The 23,420-nt window shown below is 28.1% G+C and carries 23 protein-coding genes; 11 read left to right on the forward strand and 12 right to left on the reverse strand.

From position 1 onward, the window contains the following. Positions 1-103: 103 nt before the first annotated feature. From CRU94_RS06240 to CRU94_RS06250, 3 genes are read left to right on the forward strand one after another with little or no spacing between them, the layout of a single operon-like run. Entirely contained in the window at positions 104-1,111 is a 1,008-nt protein-coding gene (locus tag CRU94_RS06240; protein ID WP_129105927.1) for a Fe(3+) ABC transporter substrate-binding protein, read from the forward strand. Then, positions 1,102-2,673, forward strand: coding sequence for an ABC transporter permease (locus CRU94_RS06245; protein ID WP_129105928.1), 1,572 nt, complete (start codon positions 1,102-1,104; stop codon positions 2,671-2,673). The genes CRU94_RS06240 and CRU94_RS06245 overlap by 10 nt, the downstream gene beginning before the upstream one ends. Then, positions 2,670-3,602: an ABC transporter ATP-binding protein gene (locus CRU94_RS06250; RefSeq protein ID WP_129105929.1), complete on the forward strand. Its 933-nt coding sequence runs from the start codon at positions 2,670-2,672 to the stop codon at positions 3,600-3,602. The genes CRU94_RS06245 and CRU94_RS06250 overlap by 4 nt, the downstream gene beginning before the upstream one ends. Positions 3,603-3,611: 9 nt before the next feature. On the opposite strand, the gene CRU94_RS06255 is transcribed toward CRU94_RS06250, so the two are convergent. Beyond that, complete coding sequence (locus CRU94_RS06255; RefSeq protein WP_129105930.1) at positions 3,612-3,818, reverse strand: hypothetical protein; 207 nt, start codon at positions 3,816-3,818, stop codon at positions 3,612-3,614. A 202-nt stretch (positions 3,819-4,020) separates the two neighbouring features. On the opposite strand from CRU94_RS06255, the gene CRU94_RS06260 reads away from it, so the two are divergent. Continuing rightward, a complete protein-coding gene (locus tag CRU94_RS06260) occupies positions 4,021-5,994 on the forward strand; it encodes an acyltransferase family protein (protein WP_129105931.1) in 1,974 nt (657 codons plus the stop codon). Between the two features lie 113 nt (positions 5,995-6,107). Then, positions 6,108-6,470 (forward strand): ArsC/Spx/MgsR family protein, encoded by a 363-nt coding sequence (locus tag CRU94_RS06265; RefSeq protein ID WP_129105932.1) that lies wholly within the window; start codon positions 6,108-6,110, stop codon positions 6,468-6,470. A 9-nt stretch (positions 6,471-6,479) separates the two neighbouring features. On the opposite strand, the gene CRU94_RS06270 is transcribed toward CRU94_RS06265, so the two are convergent. The 8 genes from CRU94_RS06270 to CRU94_RS06305 all read right to left on the reverse strand — a co-directional run bounded on the left by CRU94_RS06270 (position 6,480) and on the right by CRU94_RS06305 (position 15,066). Continuing rightward, complete coding sequence (locus tag CRU94_RS06270; RefSeq protein WP_129105933.1) at positions 6,480-7,022, reverse strand: hydrolase; 543 nt, start codon at positions 7,020-7,022, stop codon at positions 6,480-6,482. 116 nt (positions 7,023-7,138) lie between these two features. Beyond that, positions 7,139-8,077, reverse strand: coding sequence for a hydroxymethylbilane synthase (gene hemC, locus CRU94_RS06275; RefSeq protein WP_129105934.1), 939 nt, complete (start codon positions 8,075-8,077; stop codon positions 7,139-7,141). Further along, positions 8,077-8,913 (reverse strand): DsbA family protein, encoded by an 837-nt coding sequence (locus tag CRU94_RS06280; RefSeq protein ID WP_129105935.1) that lies wholly within the window; start codon positions 8,911-8,913, stop codon positions 8,077-8,079. Before CRU94_RS06280 ends, hemC begins: the two co-directional genes overlap by 1 nt. 11 nt (positions 8,914-8,924) lie before the next feature. Then, the gene (locus CRU94_RS06285) at positions 8,925-10,616 is read right to left on the reverse strand and encodes a DNA polymerase III subunit gamma/tau (RefSeq protein WP_129105936.1); all 1,692 of its coding nucleotides are present in this window, start codon (positions 10,614-10,616) and stop codon (positions 8,925-8,927) included. Further along, positions 10,613-11,395, reverse strand: a complete 783-nt coding sequence (gene murI, locus CRU94_RS06290) for a glutamate racemase (protein WP_129105937.1) — start codon at positions 11,393-11,395, stop codon at positions 10,613-10,615. The genes CRU94_RS06285 and murI overlap by 4 nt, the downstream gene beginning before the upstream one ends. Before the next feature lie 99 nt (positions 11,396-11,494). Next, positions 11,495-12,847, reverse strand: a complete 1,353-nt coding sequence (gene gdhA / locus CRU94_RS06295) for an NADP-specific glutamate dehydrogenase (protein ID WP_129105938.1) — start codon at positions 12,845-12,847, stop codon at positions 11,495-11,497. A 139-nt stretch (positions 12,848-12,986) separates the two neighbouring features. Then, positions 12,987-14,309, reverse strand: coding sequence for a transcription termination factor Rho (rho, locus tag CRU94_RS06300; RefSeq protein ID WP_129105939.1), 1,323 nt, complete (start codon positions 14,307-14,309; stop codon positions 12,987-12,989). Between the two features lie 160 nt (positions 14,310-14,469). Beyond that, positions 14,470-15,066: a peroxiredoxin gene (locus CRU94_RS06305; protein WP_129105940.1), complete on the reverse strand. Its 597-nt coding sequence runs from the start codon at positions 15,064-15,066 to the stop codon at positions 14,470-14,472. Positions 15,067-15,231: 165 nt separating this feature from the next. On the opposite strand from CRU94_RS06305, the gene CRU94_RS06310 reads away from it, so the two are divergent. From CRU94_RS06310 to CRU94_RS06335, 6 genes are all read left to right on the forward strand, one after another. After that, complete coding sequence (locus tag CRU94_RS06310; RefSeq protein WP_129105941.1) at positions 15,232-15,504, forward strand: DUF362 domain-containing protein; 273 nt, start codon at positions 15,232-15,234, stop codon at positions 15,502-15,504. 73 nt (positions 15,505-15,577) lie between these two features. Continuing rightward, entirely contained in the window at positions 15,578-15,991 is a 414-nt protein-coding gene (gene ndk, locus CRU94_RS06315) for a nucleoside-diphosphate kinase (protein ID WP_109065401.1), read from the forward strand. Between the two features lie 6 nt (positions 15,992-15,997). Next, complete coding sequence (locus CRU94_RS06320; protein ID WP_066160135.1) at positions 15,998-16,372, forward strand: hypothetical protein; 375 nt, start codon at positions 15,998-16,000, stop codon at positions 16,370-16,372. Positions 16,373-16,384: 12 nt separating this feature from the next. Continuing rightward, on the forward strand, positions 16,385-16,537 hold the full coding sequence (gene rpmF, locus CRU94_RS06325; protein ID WP_066160132.1) for a 50S ribosomal protein L32: 153 nt from the start codon (positions 16,385-16,387) through the stop codon (positions 16,535-16,537). Next, positions 16,537-17,571, forward strand: coding sequence for a phosphate acyltransferase PlsX (plsX, locus tag CRU94_RS06330; RefSeq protein WP_129105942.1), 1,035 nt, complete (start codon positions 16,537-16,539; stop codon positions 17,569-17,571). The genes rpmF and plsX overlap by 1 nt, the downstream gene beginning before the upstream one ends. Before the next feature lie 14 nt (positions 17,572-17,585). Then, complete coding sequence (locus tag CRU94_RS06335; protein ID WP_129105943.1) at positions 17,586-18,584, forward strand: beta-ketoacyl-ACP synthase III; 999 nt, start codon at positions 17,586-17,588, stop codon at positions 18,582-18,584. Between the two features lie 15 nt (positions 18,585-18,599). Here the strand turns inward: CRU94_RS06335 and CRU94_RS06340 are convergent, their stop codons facing one another. The 3 genes from CRU94_RS06340 to CRU94_RS06350 are packed head-to-tail and all read right to left on the reverse strand — an operon-like array spanning position 18,600 to position 23,389. Beyond that, on the reverse strand, positions 18,600-19,034 hold the full coding sequence (locus tag CRU94_RS06340; RefSeq protein ID WP_129105944.1) for a hypothetical protein: 435 nt from the start codon (positions 19,032-19,034) through the stop codon (positions 18,600-18,602). After that, positions 19,035-21,050, reverse strand: a complete 2,016-nt coding sequence (locus CRU94_RS06345; protein WP_129105945.1) for a dynamin family protein — start codon at positions 21,048-21,050, stop codon at positions 19,035-19,037. It abuts the gene before it with no gap. Beyond that, entirely contained in the window at positions 21,050-23,389 is a 2,340-nt protein-coding gene (locus CRU94_RS06350; protein WP_129105946.1) for a dynamin family protein, read from the reverse strand. Before CRU94_RS06350 ends, CRU94_RS06345 begins: the two co-directional genes overlap by 1 nt. Between the last annotated feature and the right edge of the window lie 31 nt (positions 23,390-23,420).

Consider the following 23,420-nt stretch of genomic DNA (forward strand, 5'->3'; position numbering starts at 1 on the left):
AAATAAAAAATATCTGATAATCATTCTTAATACTAAGTTACTTCAAAGCTTTGTTACTATAATATTTCGAAATTTCAAAATAGAGATAAAAAAAGGAGATAAAATGTTTAAGAAAATAACACTAATTTTAATATTTTTTTCATCAATACTTTTTGCTTCAAATGAAGTAAATGTATATTCACAAAGACACTATGATTCAGATAAAAAGATATTTAAAGATTTTGAGAAAAAAACAGGAATTAAAGTAAATCTTGTAACTGCAAAAGCTGAAGAGCTTGTTTCAAGACTATCAATTGAGGGTGCAAATAGTCCAGCTGATATTTTAATAACTGCTGATATTGGAAATTTATATTTAGCAAAACAAAGAGGATTAACTCAAAGTGTTAGTTCAAAAACTTTAAATGAGAATATCCCATCTTACTTAAGAGATGAAGATGGCAACTGGTTTGCTATTACAAAAAGAGCTAGAATTTTTGTTTATAATCCAAAAAATGTTAATAAAGCAGATTTGAGTGACTATTTTAGCATTACAAAACCACAATTTAAAGGAAAAGTAATAACTAGATCATCAACTCATGCATACAATAAATCTCTTATGGCATCAATAATTGCTCATCATGGAGAAGAGAGAGCTTTAGAGTTTGCAAAAGGACTTTCAGATAATTTTGCAAGAAATCCAAAAGGAAGTGATAGAGATCAAATTAGAGCTGTGGCATCTGGCGAAGCTGATATTGCTATTGTAAACTCTTACTATCTTGGAGTTATGGCAAATAGTGAAGATAAAATTGATGCACAAATTGCAAAAGAGTTAGCTATATTTTTTCCAGCTCAAGAGACAACAGGAACTCATATAAATATCTCAGGAGCAAGTATTACAAAATTCTCTCCAAATAAAGATAATGCTATAAAATTAATTGAGTATCTAACAAGTATTGAAGCTCAAGGTGAATTGGCTAACGGAAATTATGAATACCCTGTAAATCCAAAGGTAAAACCAGCTGGAACAGTTGCTTCGTGGGGAGAGTTTAAAGAGGATACAATTCCTTTAAATGAAGTTGGAAAATATACGCAAGAGGCTGTAGAGATAGCTTCTAAAGGAAGATGGAGATAAAAAGTTTCAAAAAATACTTAGCCCCAATTCTGGGCTTAAGTATATCATTTCCCATTATTATTTTAATACTTTACTTCTTTATAAATAGCTCTTTTTCAAAAACTTTTTTAGAAGATGGTTATATTTATGAATATAGTAAAAATAGTACCATACTACTTATTGGTACACTTTTTGGTGTACTAATTTTAGGAACAATTACCTCATATTTAAGTGCAAGATTTACATATTTTGGAAGCAAATTTTTTGCTTTGTGTTTTGTGCTTCCTTTAGCATATCCAGCTTATATTTTAGGTTACACTTATGTTGGATTCTTTGAGTATAGAGGAATATTTTCTCATATTCTTGCAAACCCCACTTTAAAAATTGATATTTTAAATATATATGGAGCAATTTTTATATTCTCAATTGCCATGTTTCCTTATGTTTATATTATGGCAAGAGTATCTTTTGGCTCTATTTCAAAATCTATTTTTGAACTTGTATCTTTACAAAAAATAAGCTCTACAAAAGCCTTTTTCAAAATATATCTTCCACTTGCTTATCCAGCACTTTTTGGTGGAGCACTTCTAGCACTTATGGAGACTTTAAGTGATTATGGAACAGTTTTATATTTTGGAGTTGAGACTTTTAGTGTTGGTATTTTTAAAAGTTGGTTTGGATTTGATGATTTAGCAACAGCTATAAATATAGCTATTGTTCTTCTTATTTTTGTATTTTCACTTCTTTTAGTAGAGTACAATATTAGAAAAAAACTTCGTTTCTCAAGCTCAACAAATAGCAGCCAAAGAGCATCAAAAATAGAGTTAAAAGGAAAAGAGAATTTTTTTGCATTTTTAATCTCTTTTATAGTTGCTTCAATTACACTTTTTATTCCAACATCAATTTTGATTTATTGGGCATTTTTAGATATTTTTACAATTGATTTTACAACATTTGAGTATTTGTTTAATACTTTAAGTTTAAACATAGCTTCAAGTTTGTTTATAATATCTTTAGCATTTTTAATAGTATATTTTTTAAGATTTTTTCCAACAAAAATATCATACGCAACTCATAAATTATCAATGCTAGGTTACTCAATTCCTGGAGCTGTTGTTGCTGTTGGATTGCTTATTATCTCAAATTTTATAGATAGAAGTTTGGGAGTGATGTTTTTTGGTGGCTCATTTATAGTGTTGATTTTTGCATACACTACAAGATATTTTGCAGCAAGTGTTGGAAGTGTTGAAAATGGTTTTAGTAAAATTCCATCATCTATTGATGATGTATCAAGAATATTTTGCGAAAATGAAGCCAAATCAATATTTAAAATCTATCTTCCAATATTAAAGCCATATTTACTAAGTGGCTTTTTAATTTTATATATAGATATTGCAAAAGAGTTACCAGCAACTTTGATTTTAAGACCATTTAATTTTGATACTTTAGCAGTTAGAATTTATGAATTAGCAAGTAATGAGATGCTTTATAAAACGGGTTTTCCATCACTTATTTTAGTAACCACTACTGCAATTGCAGTTATATTTTTAGCTTATAAACCAAAAAGAAGAAAAACAAAATGAAAAAGATAGTTGAAATAAAAAATTTAAGAAAGATATTTTGCAAAGGTGATATTTGTGTTGCAAATAGCATAAATTTTGATTTATATGAGGGTGAAATATTCACAATTTTAGGAACAAGTGGAAGTGGAAAAACTACTTTTTTAAGAATGTTAGCAGGACTTGAAAAACCTGATAGTGGAGAGATAAAAATAGATGGTAAAGTTGTTTTTGATAACAAAACAAATATAGAACCAAACCAAAGAGAAACTGCAATTGTTTTTCAAAATTATGCTCTGCTTCCTCACTTAAATGTAGCTTCAAATATAGTTTTTGGAAGCAATGCTAGTAAAGATGAATTAAAAGAGATTTTAGAAAAAACAAAACTAAAAGGTCATGAAAATAAATATCCACACGAATTAAGTGGTGGACAGCAACAGCGAGTTGCACTAGCAAGGGCTTTAATAAACAGACCAAAAATTCTTCTTCTTGATGAGCCTTTAAGCAATATTGACACAGAGCTTAGAAATATTTTAAGAGTTGAGTTAAAAGAGACCATAAAAGAGTTTAATATAACTGCACTATTTATAACTCACGATAAAGAGGATGCCTTTTTCTTATCTGATAGAATTGCTATTATGAATGGTGGGGATATTTTACAAACTGGAACTTGCAAAGAGCTTTATAATAGACCAATTAATCTGTATTGTGCAAACTTTTTAGGAAAAGTTACGAAAATTGATGAGAACTTATATATAAGACCTGAAAATATAAAAATATCAGATGATGGCGATATTGAAGGTGTTATAAAAGAGATTATCTTTTATGGAAACTTTTATGAAGTTGTTGTTTTTGCAAATAATCAAGAGTTTTTAATACATAGCTTTGATGATACTATTGAAGTTAATCAAAAAGTAAAACTAAAACTTGAAAATAGAGTTATAAGATTTTAATCTTTTACTCTATTTTTTATTAATACTATCTATTTTCAAACTATCTTCAAGCTTTTTTAAATCATCTATTTTTTCTTGAGCAGTTTTTAAAAACTCTTCAAATGCGAAACCCTTCTCTATAATTTCATATAAATATGGTCTATCTTTTCGCCACTTTCTTATAGTTCTTGCATCAATGCCCAATAATCTTGCTTTATCTTGTTGTGTTAATTTCATAAAAAAACTCTACACGAAACAATCTATTAAAAAAATTCGGCTTATTGTTCCTCTTTAATTTATTATTAGGAATAATATGTATATAATCTTTTCCTATTTCGGAAAATTATTCCTATTTTATATGTTTTAGGGGAAATAAAATTGTTAAAAATAAAAATAATTCATCAAAAAATTTATTTAAATTATTTTTTGAGTAATCTTCATGATAAATAACTCATTATTTAGGAAAGATATAAATGGCTTACGAGCTTGGGCTGTAATATTTGTCATACTGTTTCATTTTTCTTTAATTGGTTTACATAGTGGTTTTATTGGTGTAGATATATTTTTTGTTATATCAGGTTATTTAATGACTTCAATAATAGTTAATAAGCTACTAGATAATAGATTTAAAATTTTTGAATTTTGGTTATCAAGAATCAGAAGAATTTTACCAGCTTTGTTGGTTGTTATTATTATTCTAATATTATATGGTTGGTTTGTTCTTCCAAATAGTTTATATAACTCATTAATTAAAGAAACTATTGCTAGTATAGCTTTTGTTTCAAACATATTTTATTGGAAAACTTCTGGTTATTTTGATAATTCTGCTTTAGATAAATATCTCTTACATACTTGGTCTTTAGGTATAGAAGCACAATTTTATTTTTTATACCCAATTTTTTTAATTATTATTTATAAAATATTTAAATCGTTTAAAATATTAATTTTATCAATTATTTTTTTATTAATTAGTTCTTTTGTTTTAAATATTATTTTTGCTCCAATAAAATCTGTAGCTACTTTTTATCTTTTACCAACAAGAATTTGGGAATTTTTAGTAGGTGGATTAATTTTTTTCATTGAAAAAAGACAACAAAATATATTCACTTACAAAAAATTAATATTTTATATTGGTTTAATAATCATATCAATAGGCTTAGTATTTATAAACGAACAAAAAGTATATCCTAGCTATTATGCAATTTTACCTGTTATTGGAACTGCCTTTATAATACTCTCTAACTCAAATAATTTTTTATTATCAAATAGAGTAATGCAATATATAGGAGCAAGATCATACTCTCTATATTTATGGCATTGGATATTTGTTGTATTTTTGTATAAATATAGTTTAAGTAATGATATTCTATTTGTATTAATAGGAATTAGTTTGAGTTTTATACTCTCTGATTTGTCTTACCAGTACATAGAAACACCTACTAGAAAAAAATTATCATATTTGGACTCAAAAAAAGAATTTATTTTATACATATCTATATTAGTAGTTTTTATTTTTATTTTTTATATTATTAAATTAGCATTAATAAATAATATTGACAGATTATTTATTTCAAAAGAAAAGAAAGCACTTATTGAAAATATTGAAAAATTTGGTAAAGGAGATAAATTATCTGATTCAAAAGGATTATTCAGTACAGAAATACTAAATAATGGAAGTACTCTTTTATTATTAGGAGATAGTCATGCAGGTGCTAGTAGCAAAATTATAGAAGATTTATCAAAAAAATATAATTGGAATTTCTCTTTATTTAATCAAGGTGGTTGTCCATTAATAGAAAATGTTATTTATACAAGATTTGGTATGGAAAAAGGTAGAGGAGAATTCGATTGTAAAAATTATGTAGATACTTTATTAAAAGAAAGCAAACTAGCAGATAAAGTTTTAGTAATAAATCGTATGCCATATTATTTTTATGGTCCAAACGAAGTGGGAAGAGAAAACTTTTTTGGATTACCACTTTTTTTCTTCAATAATGACAAAATTTATGAAGAATATAATGATGAATATATTAATAAAATTGAAAATTCATATATAAAAACTCTTTGTGATATAAGAAAAAAAACCAATAAAATGTATATAACAAGACCAATCCCTGAGATATCTGTAAGTGTTCCAACTAGTTTAATAAAACAACAAAGTAGCATTACATTTGAAGACATAAAAATTAAAAAATCTGATTATATTAAAAGGAATAAAAGAATTTGGGAAATTCAAGATTTAGCTTCAAAACAGTGTGATATTAAAATTATAGATCCTACAGAATATCTATGTGATGATAGTTTCTGTTATGGTTCAATTGAAGGTAAGCCTTTATATTATGATAACAATCATCTAGGAATTTTTGGAAACAAAGTTATTTTTGATACATTTAAAAATATTTATAATGATTAGTGACTATATAATCTTGGAAAGCAAATAAAAGAATTTAAAATTAAAGATGAAGAGAAATAAATCATCTCCAAACCATTTTTAGCTACAATAAACCTTTATTTTTAGGAGTTAAAATGCAAAAATTAGAGTTATGGCACAATATCTCTTGCTCAAAATCAAATAGTGCAAAAGATTTTTTAGACCAAAATGGTTATGAAATATCAATAAGAGATTATCTACTAAATCCACCAACAAAAAGTGAACTAAAAGAGCTTTTAAAAAAATTAAATATCTCTATTTTTGAAATAGTGCGAACAGGTGAAGAGATTTACAAAGAGTTAAAACTAGAAAATATAAAAGATGAAGAGAAGCTAATAGATGCTGTTTTGCTAAACCCAATCTTAATACAAAGACCAATTTTAGTCTCAAACAACAAAGCTTTTATAGTAAGACCACCATTGAAAATAGAGGATGCGTTAAAAGAACTTTGCAAATAATGCAAAGTTCTATTTTATCAAGCTAGATATTGCTTTAAAGTTTGGGTTTTTTGAATCTAAAGTTAGTTCAAACAAAATTGATTCATAGGTTGTAGGCACAGCACCTGCTTGAATTAATCTTTTTATTGCCATTTTATGATCAAGCTTTGTTCTACTTCCACAACAGTTTGTTACTAAAATCACATTAAAACCATTTTCAAGCAAATCAATACAAGTTTGAAGAACACAAACATGAGTCTCTATTCCAGCAACTACAATATTTTTTTTACCAGATTTCTTAAAAGCATTTAAAATATCGCTATTTTGACAAGCAGAGAATGTAGTTTTTTCATAAGCTTCATACTCACTTACAAGCTCTTTTAAAGGCTCTATTGTTTCACCAATTCCTTTTTTATACTGCTCATTTACAATAATAGGAACATCTAAAGTTTTCACTCCCTTTACAAGTATTGGAAGAGTTCTTAAAAGCTCATCTTTATTCCCAATATGTGGGAAAAGTCTCTCTTGAACATCAACTAAACAAAAAAGTGTATCTTCGATTTTTATTCTCATATTTTCTCCTTTTAAATGGTTCCCATTTTAAAGGAACCGTTCATTTAATAAAGTCTTGAAAAAGAAATATATCAAAATAGTGTAGCTAGAAACTAGCTTTTAAATCATAGAAATTATTATTTAAAAGCCATAGCTTCAGCTCTTTTTAGAAGCTCAACTGCACCTTTTTTTATAAACTCATTTGCAAAATCTCTTCCAGCATTTTCAAAACTATTTATATCTATGATTTTTTCATCTTTTATATATTCACTTCCATCAGGAAGTCCTACAATTGCAGATATTTTTACACTTTTTTCATCTTGAATTGTTGCTTTTACACCAATTGGAACTTGACAACCACCTTGTAAAGTATCTACAAAACCTCTCTCAATTGTTGACTCAATTTGTGCATCTTTGTCATTTAAAACTTTTACTATCTCAATAATTTTTGGATCATTTGTTGTCTCAATTCCTAAAGTCGCTTGTCCCATAGATGGAATCATAACATCTGTTGAAATAGGAGTAAAATATTTAACCTCATTTTGCAAATGTAACTTCTCTATTCCAGTTGCTGCAAGTATTATTGCATCATACTCACCTGCATTTAGTTTTGCTATTCTTGTATTGATATTTCCTCTTAAATCTTTAAGTTCAACATCAGGTCTTAACATCTTTATAGCCATTCTTCTTCTTAAACTTGTAGTTCCAACAACAGCACCTTTTGGTAGCTCTTCAATTGTTTTGTATTTGTTGCTTAAAAGTGCATCTTGTGGATTAAATCTCTTTGAAACAGCAGCAAGAACAAGCCCATCTTCAAACTGTGTTGGAACATCTTTTAGTGAATGAACAGCTAAATGAGCACTTCCTTCAAGCATTGCAACTTCAAGCTCTTTTGTAAAAAGCCCTTTTCCACCAATTTTTGCCAAAGGAACATCTAAAATCTTATCCCCTTTTGTAGTAAACTCTTGAAGCTCTACTTCCATATCTGGATAGTGTTTTAAAAGCTCAGCTTTTATATACTCACTTTGCCAAAGTGCTAATTGGCTTCTTCTTGTTGCAATAACTAATTTTTGCATTATTTAACTCCTTTTAACTTTTTATACTCTTCTTTTGTATTATCTTTTTTACCATTTACATAAATAGTTGGCGTCCCATTAATCAATAGTTTTTCAGCCATTAAAACCTCATCTTCTAAGGCTTTTTGATATTTTTCATCTTCAAGCTCTTTTAAAGATATATTAGTTTTTAAAGCCTTATTAAAACTATTTAAGATAAGTTTTCTATCTTCACTATTTGCATCAAAATATTTTTCCCATCTTGTCTCATAAGCTTTTTTTAGAATGTTTTTATCACTTTGTTTAGCTATTTCTATTAGTTTTGATAAATCATTTGATGCTTTATGAATTCTAGTAAGTGGAAAAGCATAGTAGTATAAAGCAATATTCTCTTCATTTTTATTTACAAAATCTATAAGCTGTGGAATATAGTGTTGGCAATATGGACATAAGGGATCTGAAAAAACAACTAATCTATTTTTTGCACTACTTTTTCCAGCAATTAATCTTGAATTATCATAATAACTCTCATTCATATCAGGTGCAATATTAGAGCCAAAAGAGGTACCACTTTTTAAATCAAAAAGTTCAGTGGTAACCACTTGATTATTTGAAAACAGAATATCTTTTACTCTCATATTTCCATCTTGTGTATCTAAATCTAAATTTAGTATATATGCACTCCAATCACCTTTTATATCAAGTTTTTTCTTATAAAAAACCTCTACGCTATTTAAAACAATATTTGGATTTTGACTCAATCTTTTTTTCTCAAACTCAATTACTAAGTTATCATTTGCAAAAACTACATTAAAAAAAATAGCAAAAAAAAGTGCCAATTTAAATATATTTTTCATAATCTCTCCTATTAAATTTTTGGTTTTACTACAATTCTTTTAATATCAAAAAGCTCTTTTGCTTGATTTATCATCTTTGTATTTAAAAGATCTTTTACCTCAAGCTCTTTTTGATTTAAGCTCTCAACTCCACTATCCAGACTACTTGCAACACAACCTGAACTTGTAGCAAAACTCTCCTCTTCTTTAGGATTAAAAACTTCACTTAGCTCTTTTATTGGCTTTGCTGTTTGGCTTATGGTGGCATCTTCCTTTTTAAAATCTATTTTAGTATTTACTCCAAAAATATCACAAGTAAATGTTTTGATTAGATTAAAATATTTATATAAGAAGTTTCTATCCTCATCTTTAGCATAAGATACAATATTTAAAGTCTCATTTTCAAAACCATTATAAATAAAGTTTCTCTCAAAACACTCTCCAAGTTCACTACTTCTATCGTAAAGCTTCTCAATTAAGATTTGATACTTATCCATAAAAATATCACTCTCTTCTTCAATAGCCTCATAAACAACTTCATCAACATCAGTTGTAACAACCTTAGCTTCTAAACTATTTTGAGCTACTAAAGGCTCTATTTTTGTTTCCACTTTTAATTCAGATTTTAACTCTATTTTTTGCTCAGGAATTGGTTTTATAGATTCAACTTGATTTAAAATCTCATCAATAGTTTTTAAATTTGTAGCCTCTATAAGTTTCATAAAAGTTAAAATAATTACAAAACTATCATCACTATTAAGTGATAAAAGGTGTTTTGAATCACCAATTATTCTAAAAAATCTCTCGTAAAAAAATGTATTAAATCTGCTATCTTTTTCAAGCATTGCAGTTTTTAAATAGTTTGTCATCTCATTTAAAATCTGATTTGCTTCATAATTTTGAAGCTCTTCCAAAAGTGGATTAAAATCATCTTTATTTAAAACAGTTTTAAATATTTTATCCATCATTTGTGGATCAATAAGCCCTAGCATATCAACAACACTTGCAACATCTATATTTGCTTTTGAAAAAATTATAGCTTGATCAAGAAGTGTTAATGTATCTCTTAAACTTCCTTGTCCACTTTTTGCAATAATCTCAAGTGCTTGTTTTTCAAAAGATATCTGCTCTTTATTTAAAATTGATGAAATATGATTTACAACATCACTTTGAGAAATTTTATTAAATCTAAAGTGTTGAGTTCTACTTAAAATTGTAGCTGGTAATTTTAGTGCATCTGTAGTTGCAAGTATAAATTTTACAAATCCTGGAGGCTCTTCAAGAGTTTTTAAAAGTGCATTAAATGCTTGAGGTGTAAGCATATGAACCTCATCGATTATAAAAACCTTAAATCTAGCACTACTTGGTTTATACTTTGTATGCTCTATTAAATCTTTTATATCATCAATTCCTCTATTACTAGCAGCATCCATCTCTATAATATCAAGATGCCTTCCACTATTTGAGCTAATGCAGTGTTCACAAACTTCACAAGGTTTGCTTGTAGGTCCTTTTTCACATAAAAATGATTTTGCCATTATTCTTGCTGTACTTGTTTTTCCACTTCCTCTAAGTCCTGAAAACAAATAAGCATGAGATAATCTATTTGAATCTAAAGCCAAAGATAGTGTTTGTGAAATTGTAGTTTGTCCTACTAAATCTTCAAATCTTCTTGGTCTATATTTTAGAGCTAAAACTCTATTTTCTACTATATTTTCACTCATATTTTACACTCTCTTAGCTCATATTTACTATCTTTTAAAATAAATTTTACCTTATCGAAATTTATCTTACTACTATATAAAATAGTTATATTTGAGCTATGTCTTCCATAATCTTTTAAAAGACTTAGTTCAAATAATCTTTTTGCAACTGCATTTGCTGAATCAAAAAGTGTTATGTTGTTATTAAAAAATGAGCTTATTTCATCTTTTATTATTGGATAGTGTGTGCAACCTAAAACTAAACTATCAATATTTTTATCTTTTAAAGGTTCTAAATATAGTTTTAGCATCTCTTTTGTTTTAGGATTATTTATCTCTCCATCTTCTATCTCTTTTGCTAAACCAGAACAAGGAATATGGTATAAATTTAATTTTTTATCTTTTGTTAAATTTGCAACTAACTCTTTATATTTTTCACCATTTATTGTAGATGGTGTTCCCATAATAGCAATATTTGAGTTTTTTGAAAAATTTATGGCAGGTTTGAGTGCTGGTTCAACTCCAATAATTGGTAAATCTTTAAACTTCTCTCTTAAGTGTTTTATTGCTACAGATGTTGCAGTATTACAAGCAATAACTAAAATATCAATCTTATAATTATCTAATAAATAGTTTGTAATATCATCACATCTTTTCAAGATAATTGATTTATCCTTCTCTCCATAAGGAGTATATAATGTATCTGCAACATAAAAAAACTCTGTGTGATTTACCATTTTTATGATAGAATTTAGTATTGTTAATCCACCAATACCTGAGTCAAAAAGTCCTACTCTCAAACTATTCCTTATTTAATTTTTTCGCAAAATTATAGCTAAAAAACAATAAGAAACAGTCAAGTTTTGAGCGAAAGGAAGGTTCCTTAAACTATATTTTTATCAAACAACACCTTGTTCAATCATAGCATCAGCTACTCTTCTAAATCCAGCTATGTTTGCTCCTAAAACAAAGTTTGTAGGCTGTCCAAACTCTTCAGCAGTTTTACTTACTCTTTGGAAAATTCCTAGCATAATTTGCTCTAATTTTGCATCAACTTCTTCAAATGTCCAGTTAATCATAGCCGCATTTTGTGCCATCTCTAATTGACTTGTAGCAACTCCACCAGCATTTGCTGCTTTTCCAGGTCCATAAGCTATTTTTTTCTCAACAAAATAATCAACAGCTTCATTCGTTGATGGCATATTAGCACCTTCGCTTACACAAAAACATCCATTTTTAATAAGCTCTTTTGCATCTTCTAAATTTAACTCATTTTGAGTAGCACTTGGGAATGCTGCATAACAAGGAACAGACCAAACTGCATTTCTTCCAGCTGGATAATCTTCAACAGGAGTATATTTTGCATTTTTTCTATATTTTACATACTCTGCAAGTCTTGTTCTTTGGTTCTCTTTTAACTCTTTAAGTAAATCTAAATCAATTCCCTCTTCATCTAAAATCATACCTTTTGAATCACTACAAGTAATAGGTAATGCACCTAAATGATATAGTTTTTCTATTGTGTAAATTGCAACATTTCCAGAACCTGATACTGCACATCTTTTTCCTTTAAGAGTCTCTCCTCTAGCATCAAGCATATTTTTTGCAAAATATACACAACCATAACCAGTTGCTTCAGTTCTTGCAAGTGAACCTCCCCATTTTAAAGATTTACCTGTAAAAGTTCCATCATATCTGTTTGCTAATTTTTTATACATACCAAACATATATCCAATTTCTCTTCCACCAACTCCAATATCTCCTGCTGGAACATCTGTAGTTGCACCGATATGTCTATAAAGCTCTACTACAAAGGCTTGGCAAAATCTCATGATTTCATTATCACTTTTTCCTTTAGGATCAAAGTCACTTCCACCTTTTCCACCACCAATTTGTAAACCAGTTAAAGCATTTTTGAATATTTGCTCAAATCCTAAGAATTTAATAATTCCCGTATTTACGCTAGGATGGAATCTTAATCCACCTTTATATGGTCCTAATGTTGAGCTAAACTGTATTCTATAACCTTTGTTGATTTGGATTTCACCTTTATCATCAATCCATGTTACTCTAAACATTACTTGTCTTTCAGGTTCTAACAACCTTTCTAAAACTTTTTGGTCTTTATATTTTGGGTATTTATCAAATAGTGGTTCAAGTGAGTGTACTACTTCTTCAACGGCCTGATGAAACTCATTTTGTGCTGGGCTAGTTCTTTTTAGATACTCTAAAATCTCTTTTAAGTTTGCCATTGTCCTTCCTTTAGTTCAAATTTCGGGAAACAATCTTACCAGAAGGTTTATTTGATTTTGCTGAAAAGGATGTAAAATATCTACAAATTTGTAAATATTTTACATTTATACACACTTTTAAGAAGGTTTTAAGTAATTATCACTCATTCATTGAGGCAAAAAACTCATCATTGTTTTTTGTTTTTTGCATTTTTGGATATAAAAATTTAAGAACATCAACTTCATCCATCTCTGCAATTGCATTTCTTAATATCCATGTTTTTTGTAAAATATCAGGACTTAGAAGAAGTTCCTCTTTTCTAGTCCCTGATTTAACAATATCAATAGCTGGATAAACTCTTTTATTAGCTGCATTTCTGCTTAACACAACTTCAGAGTTTCCTGTTCCCTTGAACTCTTCAAAAATAACTTCATCCATTTTTGAACCTGTATCAATAAGTGCTGTTGAAATAATAGTCAAACTTCCACCCTCTTCTATATTTCTAGCAGCTCCAAAAAATCTTTTTGGTTTGTGTAAAGCATTTGCATCAACTCCTCCTGAAAGAACTTTTCCACTACTTGGAGTAACTGTATTATAAGCTCTTGCTAATCTTGTAATAGAATCGAGTAAAATTACAACATCTTTTTTCATCTCTACAAGTCTTTTTGCTTTTTCAATTACAATTTCAGCAACCCTAACATGATTGTGAGCTGGCAAGTCAAATGTTGAACTATAAACTTCACCTTTTACGCTTCTTTGCATATCTGTAACCTCTTCAGGTCTTTCATCAATTAATAAAACCATCAAAGTAACTTCAGGGTGATTTTTGCTAATTGCATGTGCTAACTCTTTTAAAAGCTCTGTTTTACCAGTTTTTGGAGGTGCCACTATTAAACTTCTTTGACCTTTACCCATTGGAGCAAAAAGATCTAAAACTCTTCCTGTTAATTTTTGTGAATCAAATTCAAACTTAAATTTTGTAGTAGAGTATAAAGGAGTTAAATTATCAAATAGTGGTCTATTTTTAGAATCTTTTACTGGTAGATAATTTATGGCTTCTATTTTAAGTAAAGCATTATATTTTTCGCTATCTTTGTTTGGCGGTCTTACTTGTCCTGTAACAATATCTCCAGTTCTAAGTGCAAATTTTCTAATTTGAGTAGCACTAACATAAGAGTCATTTGAAGTATCAGAGAAATTTCCATCAATTGCTCTTAAAAAACCAAATCCCCCCTCTTTTATCTCTAAAATACCTGTAAATAATATAAAACCACCTGCATCAATTTGAGAAGCAAGTATCATAAACATTAAATCTTGTCTTTTTAGCTCTTGAGGATTTTCAACTTCAAGTTCATTTGCAATATCAATTAGAGTCTCAAGAGGAAGTTCTCTTAATTGTTCTATCCTATAACCTTCAACAGGTACATGTGTTCTTGTTTTTTTTGTAGTTTTTGTTTTTTGTTCTTCTTTAGATTCTTCCATAAAAGTTGTTACCTTTGAATTTAGATAGAAATATATCTATTTTTTTTGTAGTTTTTTGTAGCTTTGTAATAAAGTAAAGTGAAATTTTAATTAATATTTTATAATTTGTCAAGGTGAGATAAAAGAGGTAGATAACCTCTTTTATAAATTTAAACTAAGATTATAGTTTTTCTGAATTTTTTCCTAAATATTCAGCAACACCTTCTTTGTCTGCTTTCATTCCTTCGTCACCTTTTTGCCATCCAGCTGGACAAACTTCTCCATGCTCATTAGTAAATAACATTGCATCTACCATTCTAATCATCTCATCAACATTTCTTCCAAGTGGTAAATCGTTGATTACTGCATGTCTAATTGTTCCATCCTTGTCAATTAAGAATGATCCTCTTAGTGCAACTGAATCACCAAATAATACATCATAATCTCTTGCAATTTGTTTTGTAATATCAGCAACCATTGGGAATTTTACTCTTCCAATACCACCATTTGCAACTGGTGTTTCTCTCCATGCAAAGTGTGAGAATTGTGAATCAATTGAACAACCAATTACTTGAATTCCTCTCTCTTCGAACTCTTTAATTCTGTTTGAGAATGCAATAATTTCTGATGGACAAACGAAAGTAAAATCTAAAGGCCAGAAAAATAGTACTGCACCTTTTTCTCCAATATTTTTGTATAGGTTGAAATCTTCTACTATCATTCCATCTGCTAAAACAGCTGTAGCTGTAAAGTCAGGAGCTTTTTTTGTAACTAACATTTTTAATCCTTTTGTATAAATTTTAAATTGATGGTGCAATTTTAACAAAAAAAATTTAGAAATAGCTTAAATATAAAAAAGTTTTTTAAAAGATAAAAATTATCTTTAATAATATTTTTATTTTTACTTAGCTAAAGTTTCTAAAAAAATTATGGAGATATTAATATGGCAGTTTTAATTACTGATATTTGTATAAGCTGTGATGCTTGTTTAGATGAGTGTCCAGTTGGAGCAATTGTTGATAATGATGATAACCCAACAGGTGAAGATATTTATTATGTATATAAAGATAAATGTGTAGAGTGTGTTGGACATAATGATGCACCTGCATGTGCTGATGCTTGTCCAACAGAGGGTTGTATAGTTTGGGATCAAGCTGGTTCTAGTAAAATTGAAAAAGATGATAGAGGAGCTGCTGGTGAACCAGTAGTTGAATAATTATTAAAAAACTTGCTTTTTTATAAGATTTCAGATATAATCCGCGACTTAAAAAAATAAAGAGGAATTAAAGATGGAAAGAACACTATCAATTATTAAACCAGATGCAGTGGCAAAAAATGTTGTAGGAAAAATCTTAGACAGATTTGAAAGTGCTGGTTTAAAAATTGCAGCTACTAAAAAAATGCAATTAAGCAAAGCTGATGCTGAAGCTTTTTATGCAGTTCATGCAAGTAGACCTTTTTTCAAAGATTTAGTTGAATTTATGATCTCTGGACCAGTTGTAGTTTCAGTTTTAGAAGGTGTTAATGCAATGGCAAAAAATAGAGAGTTAATGGGTGCAACAAATCCAAAAGAAGCAGCAGCTGGAACAATTAGAGCTGATTTTGCTGAATCAATTGATGCAAATGCAGTTCACGGAAGTGACTCATTAGAAAATGCTGCAATCGAAATTGCATTTTTCTTCTCACAAAGAGAGATTTGTTAATAAACTATGAAAATAGAGTTTAAAAAAGTACCACAAGATAAAAAAGATTTAAAAGTATCTTTTGATTCAGTAAATATTGAAGGTACTTTTTGTAGAATTTCACCTAGTTTAGTAAAAATAGAAGCAAAACTTACAGGTGAAGTTTTAGTTGATTGTTCTAGATGTCCTAAAGATATAGAGTTAAAGTTAAATGAGGATTTAAATCTTCTTATATCAAATGGTATTTTTAAAGGCATAGAGGATGATTTTTTAGTAATTGAAGTTGATGAAATTATTGATTTTGATGAAATTATTAAAAGTGAAATAAATAGTATAAAAAGTGATTACTATTTATGTAGTGATTGTAAAAATGACAACACTAATTTTGAAAAAGAATTTTAAAAGGAGAATAATATGGCAGTACCAAAAAGAAGAGTTTCACACTCAAGAGCGGCTAAAAGAAGAACGCATTATAAAATTACACTTAAAAAACCTGTAAAAGATAGTGATGGTTCTTGGAAAATGCCTCATATGGTTAATCCAAACACTGGTGAATATAAAAACTAATGATAAGAATAGCAATAGATGCAATGGGCGGGGACTTCGGTCCTGAGCCAATTATAGAAGGGCTTATATTAGCCATTAGAAACAACAATAACTTTACAGCACTTGCTGTTGGTGATAAAGATATTTTATCAAAACTAATCCCTACTACATTTTTAAATAGAATTGAAATTATTGATACTAAAGATGTAATTAGTATGAATGATCATGCAACTGATGCATTAAAAAGAAAAGATTCAACAATTTATAAAGCAATTGAATTAGTTCGTGAAGGAAAAGCTGATGCTGTTGTATCTGCTGGACACTCAGGTGCTACTATGTCACTGGCTACTTTAAGAATTGGAAGAATCAAAGGTGTAAGTAGACCTGCAATTGCTACATTAATGCCTACAAGTGAAAATCAAAATACTTTGGTGCTTGATGTTGGAGCAAATGTGGATAGTGATGCTAAAAATTTATTTGAATTTGCAGTTATGGGTCAAGCTTATGCTCAAACTGTATTAAGACTGGATGAACCAATAGTAGGACTTTTAAGCAATGGTGAAGAGGAGAGCAAGGGTAACGAAGTTACGAAAGAAGCTTATAAACTAATCTCTAAAATTCCAAACTTTGCTGGTAATGTTGAAGGTAATGATATTTTCAAAGGAACTGTTGATGTTGTTGTTTGTGATGGTTTTGTAGGAAACATTCTATTAAAAACGGCAGAAGGTGTTGCTGATACAATTAGTAAAATTATGAAAAAAGATTTAAAACGCTCTTTAATTGCAATTACTGGTGCAGTTTTAATGAGAAAAGTATTTAAAAATCTAAAAGTAAAAGTTGATTATGCTGAATATGGTGGAGCACCTTTACTTGGAGTTAAAGCACCTGTTATTATATCTCATGGAAAATCAAATCCAAAAGCTATAAAAAATGCAATATTCCAATCACTTTTATCTGCTAGTTCAAATCTTGAAGATATTATTGAGAAGAGATTAGCAAAATATTCTGCTAAAGAAGAAGAGAGTAATTGCGAAACAACTGCAACTACTTTATAATGAAGGATTAATTTATGATATATGCAGCTTTTAGATCTATTGGTGCTTACATTCCACCAAAGATTATGACAAATGCAGACTTTGAAAAAATTATTGATACTACTGATGAGTGGATTACAAGAAGAACAGGAATAAAAGAGAGAAGATTAGCTGAGGATCACGAGGCTCCTTCTGATTTAGGAGCAAGAGCTGCTGAAGTTGCTATACAAAGAGCAAATATATCAAAAGATGAGATTGATTTAATTATTTGTGCAACAGTTACTCCTGATTACTTATGTATGCCTTCAACTGCTTGTTTGATTGCATCAAAAATTGGTATTACAAATGTTATGGCATTTGATGTTAGTGCTGCTTGTACAGGGTTTGTATATATTTTAAATATTGCAAAAGCATTTATTGAGTCAGGTTTGAAAAAAAATGTACTAATTATTGGTGCTGAAAAATATAGCTCAATTTTAAACTATGAAGATAGAACTACTTGTTTTATCTTTGGAGATGGTGCTGGAGCTGCAATTATTAGTGCAACAAATGATAAAAATGAAGCTATTATTGATGTTAGTTGCTCTAGTGATGGAACTTATGAAGATTTAATAAAAACAACTGGTGGTGGAAGTAAACATCCTTGCTCTCAAGAGGTTTTAGATGCAAAAATGGCATGTATCTCTATGAAAGGGAATGAGACTTTTAAACTAGCTGTTAAAACTTTAACTTCAGATGTACAAGAGATGATGAAAAGACATAATTTATCAAATGAAGATATAAATCATTTTATTCCTCACCAAGCAAACTATAGAATTATAAAAGCAGTTGGTGAAGCTTTAAATTTAACAGATGAACAAACTGTTGTAACTGTTGATAAATATGCCAATACTTCAGCTGCATCAATTCCTATGGCTATGAACTATGCTTATGAACAAGGAAGAATAAAAGCTGGTGATACTGTACTTTTTGATGCCTTTGGTGGTGGTCTTACATGGGGATCAGCGCTATTTAAATTCTCGCCTAAAAAATAGTTTTAAAACTATTTTTTAATTAAATCTTCTATTTTTTGGATTGTTTTTAAAAACATCAAAAGAGTTTTTCTTTGGTTCTTTGTTCTCTTTTTCTATAGTTGCGCATAAATTTAAGACTAATATATTTTCATCCACAATTATTTGAAATATTGATTGAAATGGTACTTTTAATAGACTTCCAAAATTATCTTGCCCAAATCCAGCTTCAAAGAATAATTCACTCTCATTAGTATATGCTGATTCAAAAGTATAACCAGCTAATGAAAAAAGTGAGTACTCATTTAAATTTTTTAATACATCTTCTGGTAATTTTGGATTAAAACTAATATTTTTAATATTTGCAACTATTCCAAAATATATCTTCTCTTCAAGTAAAAACTCTATAGACTCTTTTATATTTTTTGAAGAGATATCTATATATTTTTGATTTTTTAATATATTTTTTATCATTTAAATCTCACTTTTTATCTTTTCTAAATCTTTAATTTTTTCTAAATATTGATTCTTTCTATTTTTTACAAACTCTATTCTATCTTGATTTATCTCTAAATATTGCTCTTTAGAGTATTTTATAATTTTAAATAGATAGTTTCTTTTTGATGTTAAAAAATCCTCTATTTTTTCAAATGCAAAATTTGCTTTTAATTTTGCAACTATCTCATCTTCTCTTGGATGAGAGATTGAAAATCTAGTTGGCTCTTTTTTATATAGCTCTTCACTTTCAATAATTTGTTGCTCAAAATGAGCAATAGTTGCTTGTGTTGTTTGAATATATGAATAAGACAAAGCTCCATTAAAATATGCAAATTTCTTTCTTAAAGCTGAAATATTCTCTAATATTGCTTTATGATACTCTCTTAAAACATTTTCATAAACTTTTGCTGCAAAGTGTCTTGTATTTGAGAACTCAGCATCAGATGCAATCTCTCTATTCTTTCTTATAAGCTCATAAGGCTCTTGCCAATTTACAACATCATTTCTAATCATTCTATAAACATCTCTAAACGCCTCATCACTATCTAATTCAACATTTTTAAGAAGTTTAATTGAACGCTTAAACATCTTATCAATTGTTTGGTCATCATAAAAAAGGGCTTTATAAACTGCATCTGAATCTATCCAATAAGTTTCATATTCAACTTTTTCTATCTTTTCGCCAAAGAAATTTTTAGACTCATCAAATCTAAAAGCTTTTTTTGTTTTGATATTTTTAAATGTTTCATGAGCTATTTTTTCCATAACTGAAATTAGTGAGTTATATATTGTAAATAGATCTTTTGAGTATTTTGATAATATCTCATCAAAAGCTTTTAAAACTTTCTCTTCTGTGTTAGTTAAAACTTCAACTAAAGCATCATATACTTTTAAAATTGTCTCGTACTCTTTTATTAAAATATCACAAAAACTTCTTAAATCTTTTTTAATTGCAAACTCTTTTGCTTCAGCTGCTTGTGGTCTTATTGAATTGTTAATAAAATCTAAAACCTCTTGAATATTTGACTCTTCAAGAAGTTTTGTATTATCACTTGTATCACTATTTTTTATATTTTTAATACTATTTTTATACTCTCTTAATAAAGAGTCAATTTTGCTCTCATTGGCATCTTTAAGCTCATTTTTTAAACTATTTATAAAATCTCTATTTTGATCTTCAATTAATATATCTTTATGACTAGCTCTTCCTTTTAAAGCTTTAATAGCAGATATTGGGACAACCTTTGCAAAATATTTACTAAATTTATCTTTTACATAGTTTGTTGTTGTCTCAACTTGCTGTGGTGTTAATTTATCCTTTTGGTTTAAAACACACAAAGATTTATTTTTAAAGTGTTGCATATACTCTTCTAAAACTTGAGCTTCAGATAGTTTTCCAGCATTATCAATAAGTGTAAGCCATATAATTCCACCAACATCTTTTAGAACTCTTCTTGTAACATCTGTATCACTTTGTGATTGTGAATTAAGACCTGGAGTATCAACAAATGAGATATCTTTTAAAATTGGCATTGGAGCATAAAGTGTTAAGTATTTGATATTTTTCATATCATCTTGTCTTTGATCTGTAAAATCAGCAATACTCTCAATTGGTGCATACTCTGTTGCTCCTGAGTAGTAAGTTATTTTTAATTTAAACTCATCTCCATAATTTATAAAATTTACTTTTGAAGTAACAGGTGTAATTCCTGTTGGTAAAATATTTCTAGATAAAAGTGCATTTAAAAAAGTCGATTTTCCTGCACTAAATTGTCCAGTAATTGCAACTTCCATTGGGTATCTAGCACGACGAATCTGTTTGTTTAAAATTGTTTTTAATTCACTAGATGGTAAAAACTTCTCATCCAAAAGTTTATCTATCGTTTTTTTAATCTCTCCAACTAATCCATCTTCATAAACAATCTCTTTATCGCTAAGATTTTGATTATACTCTTCAATAAAATTTTTTAAGATATTTAAATTTGCACTCATTAATTTAATCCTTTAATATCTGCTAATATTGACTCTAGTTTTTTAATATTTTGATGTATTAAAACTGAATTTTTAGCTCTATTTTCATCATTTTCTTTGAAATTTTGTATCTCTTTTTCTAAAGTTGCTTCATCATTTTTTATCTTCTGTTCATAAGCAATAACTGGAGTGTTTAAAGTTTTAAAGAAGTTATCAATTAATACTTGGCTTAAAGATTTTGCTTTACTTTGAATATCTTTTACAATTGGTTCAAACTCTGATTTTATAACATCTTGTAAAGCTCTTTCTAGTTCATTTAATTTTGACTCTTTTGAATTATTTGTCTCTTTTACAATTAAATTTACCAATACTTCATTACTTGAAGTTAAAAAACCACTTTTAAAATCATCTTGGAAAAATCCTCTAGCATCAAAATTATCATTTTTGTGTCCTAAAGTAAATCCTAAATCATGATATTTTTGTTCACACTGCTCACCAATTGTTTGAGATTTTTTTATAAATTTATATCTATAATCTCTAATAATATCAATAATTCCATCTTTAATAGCTGTTTGAACTATTGTTTTAACTCTTTGTTCATCAGCTCTTTTTTTATCTTTTTGGAAACTATATCTAACATCATTTATAACTCTTTGTTTTACAACATTTTGAAGCTCTATTAACTCACTTTGTAAAAATGTATCAAGTGATTCTATATAGTTCTTTGCATCACTTTTATAAAAGTTTATATCCTCTTTTATACTAAATAAAACTCTTTGTTTTTTCTCTTTATTCTTTTTAAGCTCAGATAGTTCAATTTCTAGTTCATCTTTTGATTTTCCAAGAAGTTTTAACTCATAGTTAAAGAAGCTTATTTGTTTCTCTAATAGTCTTGAGAGTTGAGTTTTTGTTGATTGAATTACCAAATCACCTTTTTGTGAATTTGTACCAAAAAGTGAATCGTATAAATAATCCTCAATATCTAAAATTCCAGTATCTTCGATTTTAAATCCAGCTTTTAAAGCCTCCTCTTCTCTACCTGTTCTATGAAGAAGTGCCATATATCCAGATATTGGAATAAATTTTATACTTTTTAAAATATGGTCAAGTTGTGAATCTTTATTTTGTGCTTTTAGTTGTCTTTGAATTGAAGTTTTTGTATAGTTTATAACCTCTTCCAAACTCTTTTTAGAGACAGTATCTGCTCGTGTAATTACAACTAATAGTTTAGAGATATTTTGATATAAAACAGCATCAATTATAAACTCAACATCTTTTAATGTTGCACTTTGAGATACATTCATAAGGTGCAACATCATATCGCACTTACTTATATACTCTTTTGTAATCTCCTCTCTTTGAATTACAGGGTCATCAAGTCCAGGAGTATCAACTATTTCAATACCATCACTTAAAAACTTTAAATCAGCCCCCAACTCTACATATTTTACAAGATTACATTTTTTTCCACTATGATCTGCTGATGTATAAGATTTTAAATCATTTATATCAACTTCATCAAATCTTGACACATCTTTTATATAATTTTTTAAATCATCTTTAAATACTCTTTTTGTCTCTTCAACAAACTCTCTCATACTCTCTAAATTTTTTGCACTATTTTCAATCTTTTCCCACTCTTTTTTATCCCAATAAAAGACTTTTGCATTTGGAGTAGGATTATGTTTTACGATAGTTAAATTTGCTGTTTCAGGAACAACTGCACTTCCTAAAATCTCTTTGCCCATTAAAGCATTTAACATAGTTGATTTTCCAGCATTCATAACACCTGTTATTCCAATAGAAAATTTTTGATTATTTAAATACTCATTAATAGTTTCAAGCTCATCTTTTAATTCACTACTTTTTATATACTCTTGTAAATCTTTTATTAAGTTCTCAAAATTGGCTTTTAAATCTTTATATGAACTTTTTTCAATCTCTTCTTTCGTATCAATCTTTTCAATATTTAAATTTAACTCTTTGTAATCAAATAGTGAAGTAAGTTTTGTGTAACTCTCTTGGTTTATTATATGTTGATCTTTTAAGTATAAAAGAGAGTTATGAATAGTATCTAAACTATTTTTTGTACTATTTTTTGCAATCTTATCAACAATCTCATATTGAATATGATTTAACTCACTTAAACTTGTTGGAGTTTTTATATCTAGCTGTCTGCATAAATCTTTAAATGATTCCAAGTTTATAAACTTATCATAGTTCTTTCTATTTGCACAAATTATAAGTGCAAAAATTGTTAAATGATTATCATCTAAATTATCTTTTAAAGGCTCTAAATCCAAACTCTTTTCAAATACTAATCCATGATAAAGTAAAAAATAGTCACTTGCTAAACTCATCTTCTCTCCTAAAATAAAAAAAGTTAAATAC

The organism is Arcobacter sp. AHV-9/2010, from assembly GCF_004116575.1.
Classification (GTDB): domain Bacteria; phylum Campylobacterota; class Campylobacteria; order Campylobacterales; family Arcobacteraceae; genus Aliarcobacter; species Aliarcobacter skirrowii.